This is a genomic window from Streptomyces sp. NRRL S-495 (genome assembly GCF_000966955.1).
Classification (GTDB): Bacteria; Actinomycetota; Actinomycetes; order Streptomycetales; family Streptomycetaceae; genus Kitasatospora; species Kitasatospora purpeofusca.
Window position 1 is genome coordinate 1 of the sequence record NZ_JZWY01001086.1, and the last position, 5,362, is coordinate 5,362.

Genomic DNA, 5,362 nt, shown 5'->3' on the forward strand with positions numbered 1-5,362 from the left:
CTGGCTGGTCGCCGGCCACGAACTGCACCTGGTCGGCGACGAGGTCCGGCGCGACGCCGCCGCGCTCGTCCGGCACCTGCGGACCGAGCGGATCGACGTCCTGGAGGTCACCCCCTCCTACGCCGAACAACTCCTCGACGAGGGCCTGCTCGACACCGCCGCGCCGCAGGGCCCGGCCCCGACCATGGTGCTGCTCGGCGGCGAGGCCGTCGGCCAGTCCCTCTGGACCAGGCTGCGCGAGGCCCCGCACACCACCGCCCACAACCTCTACGGCCCGACCGAGTCCACCGTCGACGCCCTGGTCCAGTCCTTCGAAGGCGCCGGGCGCCCCTCGCTCGGCCACCCGGTGCTCGGCACCCGGGCCCTGGTCCTGGACGAGCGGCTGGCGCCGGTCCCGGCGGGCGTGCCCGGCGAGCTGTACCTCGCCGGGGCCGGCCTCGCCCGGGGCTACCTGGGCCGCCCGGCACTGACCGCCGAACGCTTCGTCGCCGACCCGTTCACCCCCGGCACCCGGATGTACCGCACCGGCGACCTGGTGCGGCGCACCAGGGACGGCGGGATCGACTACCTCGGCCGCACCGACGACCAGGTCAAGATCCGCGGCTTCCGGATCGAACTCGGCGAGATCGAGCACGTGCTGACCCGCCACCCCCGGGTGCTGGCCGCCACCGTGAGCGCCCACGAGGACGACGCCACCGGCCCCCGCCTGGTCGCCCACGTCGTCCCCGACAACGGGACGGACCGCGGCTCCGGGCAGCTGGACGCCGGACCGCTGGACCCGGCCGAACTGCGGGCCTTCGCGGCCGAGTCGCTGCCCGGCTACATGGTCCCGGCGGCGGTCGTCCTGCTGGGCGCCCTCCCGCTGACCGCCAGCGGCAAGGTCGACCGGCGGGCCCTGCCCGCCCCCGACTTCGCCCTGTTCGCGGGCGGCCGCGCACCGCGCACCCCGCGCGAGGAACTGCTCTGCGGCCTCTTCGCCGAGGTGCTCGGGGTGGAGCGGGTCTCGATCGACGACGGCTTCTTCGACCTCGGCGGCCACTCGCTGCTGGCGATGAAGCTGCTCGGCCGGATCCGCGCCGCCCTCGCGGACGAACTCGGCGAGCGCGCCGACCTCGGGATGCGGGCCCTGTTCGAGGCCCCGACGCCGGCCGGCCTGGCCCGCCGGCTGGAGGCCGCGGACGACCGAGGGGCCGACGCCCCGGACGGGTCCGACGCCCTGGACGTCCTGCTCCCGCTGCGGTCCGGCGGCGGCAAGGCCCCGCTGTTCTGCGTCCACCCCGCCGCCGGCATCAGCTGGGTCTACTCCGGCCTGCTGCGCCACCTTGACCCGGACCGGCCGGTGCTCGGCCTCCAGGCCCGTGGCCTGCGTGGCGGCTCCCCGGACTCCGTGACCGGGATCGCCGCGGACTACGTGCGGGAGATCCGCGCCGTCCGCCCGCAGGGCCCCTACCACCTGCTCGGCTGGTCCTTCGGCGCGGTGGTCGCCCAGGAGATGGCCGTCCAGCTCCGGGCGGCGGGCCAGGAGGTGGGCCTGCTCGCCCTCCTCGACGGCCTCCCGGCCGGCCCGGCCACCGAGGAGCCGCCGGCCTCCGACGACCCGGTGGAGACCCTCGCCGAGCTGCTCGCCTCGCTCGGCTACGACCCGGCCGACGGGCGCGGGCAGGCCGAACTGACCGCCCTGCTGGGCGAGGCGGCGGCGCTGCTGCCGGACGTCTTCGAGCACCACCGCAAGCTGATGGCCGAGCACGTGCCCGGCCGCTACCGGGGCGAGGCCGTCTTCGTCGGCGCCACCGCCGACAAGCCCGCCGACTGGCCCTACGAGGCCGCCTGGGCCCCGTACCTCACCGGCGGGGTCGCCGCCCACCGGATCGACTGCGCGCACGGCGCCCTGACCCAACCCGAGCCCCTCGCACGGATCGCCGCCGTGCTGGCCGAGACGCTGGAGAGTGACCCGCGATGACCACGAGTACCGTCCCGGTCGAACCGCCCGCAGTGGACGACGGGCCCCGCCGCAGCCGCTGGGGCCTCTGGGCCCAGGGAAACTTCCGCAAGCTCTGGATCGGTGAGACGACCAGCGGTCTCGGCACCGCCGTCGGCAATGTCGCCCTCGCCCTGGTGGCGGTGGTGACCTTGGACGCCTCGCCGTTCATGGTCGGCGTGCTGACCGCCTCCGCGTGGGTCCCGTGGCTGTTCCTCGGCCTGCTGGCCGGCGCCTGGGTGGACCGCTGGCCCCGGCTGAAGGTGATGCTGGTCTGCGACCTGCTGCTGCTGGTGCTGTTCGGCAGCGTGCCGGTGGCCGGCTGGTTCGACGCGCTGACGATGGCCCAGCTGATCCTGGTGGCCCTGCTGGCCGGCGCGGTGAAGGTGTTCTTCTCCACCGCGTACGGCGCCGTGCTGCCGGCCCTGGTCGCCAAGGACGACCTGCTGGAGGCCAACGTCAAGCTGCGCTCCGGGGACTCGGCGGCGGAGATCGCCGGCCCCGGCCTGGCCGGCCTGCTCTCCCAGGTCTTCGGCGCTGCCAGCGGACTGCTGGCCGACGCGGTCACCTACCTGGTCTCGGCGGTCTGCCTGGGCGGCATCAAGGTGCAGGAGACGCCGCCGCCGGTGGCCGAGCGGCGCGGCATCCTGCGCGAGATCGGCGAGGGCGTGCGCTTCCTGGCCGGGGACCCGTTCCTGCGCAACCTCGCCCTGTTCGGCGCGGTCGGCAACCTCGGCCTCAACGGCATCCAGGCCGTGCAGACGATCTTCCTGGTCCGCAGCGTCGGCGTCTCGCCCGGCGGCATCGGCGCGGTCTTCGCGGTGGTGTCGGTCGGCGGCCTGGCCGGGGCCGCCCTGGCCGGGCGGATCGCCCGCCGCTTCGGCACCGCCCGCGGGCTGCTGCTCTGCGAGCTGGTCGCCGCGCCGTTCATCCTGCTGCTGCCGCTGGCCGGCTCCCGGCTGCCGCTCGCGGTGAGCGCGGTCGCCTGGTCGGTCGCGGTCTGCGGGGTGATCGCCGGGAACGTCCTGGCCGGCAGCTTCTACCAGTCCTACTGCCCGCCGGCCATGATCGGCCGGATCCGGGCCAGCGCCTCGACGGTCAACTTCAGCGCCATCCCGGTCGGCGCCCTGCTCGGCGGCTGGCTGGGCGAGGTGCTCGGCGCCCGCACCACCATCTGGATCATGGCGGGGGTGCTGCTCTCGGCCGGCGCCGTGCTGCTGGCCGGCCCGCTGCGGGCCCGCCGGGACTTCCCCGAGCGCCCGGCCGCCGCCTGATCCCGCGCCGCGCCGCCTGATTCTCCGCCCCGCCCGGCACCCTGTTCGTTCTTCCTCGCCCGCCCTCACCCCCGGAGCCCGCCATGACCCGCACCGCCCGCCCGCGCCGCTACCTGATGTGCCGTCCGACCCACTTCGACGTCAGCTACACCATCAACCCCTGGATGGACCCGGCCAAGCCGGTCGACACCGCCCTCGCCGTCGCCCAGTGGGAGCGGCTGTACGAGCTCTACCTCGAACTCGGCCACCGGGTCGACCTGATCGACCCGATCCCGGGCCTGCCGGACATGGTGTACGCGGCGAACGGCGCCACCGTGGTGGACGGGCGGGTACTGGGTGCCCGGTTCCGCAACACCGAGCGCGCCGCCGAGGGCCCGGCGTACCTGGACTGGTTCCGGGACCACGGGTTCGCCACCCACGACCCGGCGCACGTCAACGAGGGCGAGGGCGATCTGCTGCTGACGGACCGTTACCTGCTGGCCGGCCGGGGCTTCCGCAGCGTCTCCGCCGGGCACGCCGAGGCGCAGGAGTTCCTCGGCCGCCCGGTGGTCGGCCTGGACCTCGTCGACCCGCGCTTCTACCACCTGGACACCGCGCTCAGCGTGCTCGACGGCGACCGGATCATGTACTACCCGGGGGCGTTCTCGGCCGGCAGCCGGGCGGTGCTGGCCCGGCTGTTCCCGGACGCGGTGCTGGTGGCGGAGGAGGACGCGGCGGCGTTCGGCCTCAATGTCGCCAGCGACGGGCTGAACGTGGTGCTGCCGGAGCCGGCCACCGGGGTCGCGGCCCGGCTGCGCGAGCACGGCTACCGGCCGATCGGGGTGGACCTCTCCGAGCTGCTCAAGGGCGGCGGCAGCGTGAAGTGCTGCACCCTGGAGATCCGCGAGGCGGCCTGACGGCGGCGGGGAACTCGCAGGTCGCGTGTGGTTCAAGGCCTCGATCAACACCCCGATCAACGACGGTGATCGACGCACGGTGCTCGTGCGTCGATCTGCCGTTGAACGCCCCTTGCCATGCTGATCACGTCAGCCCGGGGAGCCCCCCCGGGAGAGCCCGGAACACCCCTTCCCAGCAGGGAAGACGACCCAGGGAGCAGTCATGGCGAAGAACTCGACGAACGGTACCGCCCGGATCCGTCTGGCCGTCGCGGGCCTCGGCCTCGGCACCCTGCTCGCCCTCGGCGTGGCCGGCACCGCGATGGCGGACGGCGCGACCGGCCCCGCCCAGGGCGGGACCACCGCGCCGACCGCCACCCCGACCCCGACCGCCACGCCGACCAACGGCAACGGCCACGGGGACTGGAACAGCACCGGCTCCTGAGTCCGGCCGGACCCCGTCAGGATCCGTCGAAGCACAAGGATCCGCTGAACCACAAAGATCCGCTGAAGAACCCCGCGCAGAACCGTTTCTGCCGCCTCGTCATGCCGTCCCGATCAGGGATCCACCAGCGCGAACGCCGGCTCCGCGAGCAGCCCCGCCACCTCGGCGGCCTCCGGCAGCCCCAGCCGACGGAAGATCGCATGGGCCTCCCGCAGCCGCGTCCCCGCCTCGGCCCCCCGCCCGAGGTCCGCCAGCGCACAGCCGAGCACCACCAGCGCCTGCGCCTGGTCCCGCTCCGCCCCCAGCTCCTCGCAGAGCCGCAGCGCCTGCTCCGCGTGGTCGAGCGCCTCGTCCGCCCGGCCCAGCTCGCGCAGACTGTCCGCCAGCCGGTAGCGCGCGTGCGCGGCGCGGTCCCGCAGACCGGCGGCCACCGAGACCGCCAGGCACTCGCCGAACCAGGTCACCGCCTCCTCGTGCCGCCCCAGCGCGTGGTGCGCCAGCCCCAGCACGTACAGCGTGTACGCCCGGCCCGGGTCGTCCTGCCGGGTCCGCAACTCGGCCAGCGCCTCGTGGCAGATCGTCACCGCCTCGTCGGCCCGGCCGCTGCGCACCCGCGCCAGCGCCGCGTTCACCGTCGTCACCAGCGCGCCGGAGCGGTGTCCGAGCCGGTTGGCCAGCAGCAGCGCCTCGTCGTAGTGGTCCACCGCCTCGTCGTAGCGGCTCAGGAACTGGCAGATCAGCCCGAGGTCGTTCAGCGCCTGCCGCAGGATCACCGTGTCCCCGGCCGCCC

At 74.9% G+C, this 5,362-nt stretch carries 5 protein-coding genes; 4 read left to right on the forward strand and 1 reads right to left on the reverse strand.

Going from position 1 to position 5,362, the window contains the following annotated elements; all coding sequences use genetic code 11:
* The 4 genes from VR45_RS39200 to VR45_RS39215 form a co-directional block, all read left to right on the forward strand.
* Window positions 1-1,960: thioesterase domain-containing protein (locus tag VR45_RS39200; RefSeq protein WP_045944739.1), on the forward strand; the 1,960-nt coding region annotated here is incomplete at its 5' end.
* Window positions 1,957-3,252 (forward strand): MFS transporter, encoded by a 1,296-nt coding sequence (locus VR45_RS39205; protein ID WP_078897462.1) that lies wholly within the window; start codon window positions 1,957-1,959, stop codon window positions 3,250-3,252. The genes VR45_RS39200 and VR45_RS39205, both read left to right, overlap by 4 nt.
* Before the next feature lie 83 nt (window positions 3,253-3,335).
* Complete coding sequence (gene ddaH / locus VR45_RS39210; protein ID WP_045944740.1) at window positions 3,336-4,148, forward strand: dimethylargininase; 813 nt, start codon at window positions 3,336-3,338, stop codon at window positions 4,146-4,148.
* A 202-nt stretch (window positions 4,149-4,350) separates the two neighbouring features.
* Window positions 4,351-4,572 carry a hypothetical protein gene (locus VR45_RS39215; protein WP_045944741.1) on the forward strand — a complete coding sequence of 74 codons (222 nt, stop codon included), beginning with the start codon at window positions 4,351-4,353 and terminating at the stop codon, window positions 4,570-4,572.
* Between the two features lie 113 nt (window positions 4,573-4,685).
* Here VR45_RS39215 and VR45_RS39220 read toward each other — a convergent pair.
* On the reverse strand, window positions 4,686-5,362 hold a 677-nt coding region (locus VR45_RS39220), incomplete at its 5' end, for a tetratricopeptide repeat protein (RefSeq protein WP_159394533.1).

What these genes read in the sequence shown, in the direction of transcription:
- VR45_RS39215 (WP_045944741.1), top strand. Translation starts at nt 4,351, where the DNA reads ATGGCGAAGAACTCGACGAACGGTACCGCCCGGATCCGTCTGGCCGTC.
- ddaH (WP_045944740.1), top strand. Translation starts at nt 3,336, where the DNA reads ATGACCCGCACCGCCCGCCCGCGCCGCTACCTGATGTGCCGTCCGACC.
- VR45_RS39205 (WP_078897462.1), top strand. Translation starts at nt 1,957, where the DNA reads ATGACCACGAGTACCGTCCCGGTCGAACCGCCCGCAGTGGACGACGGG.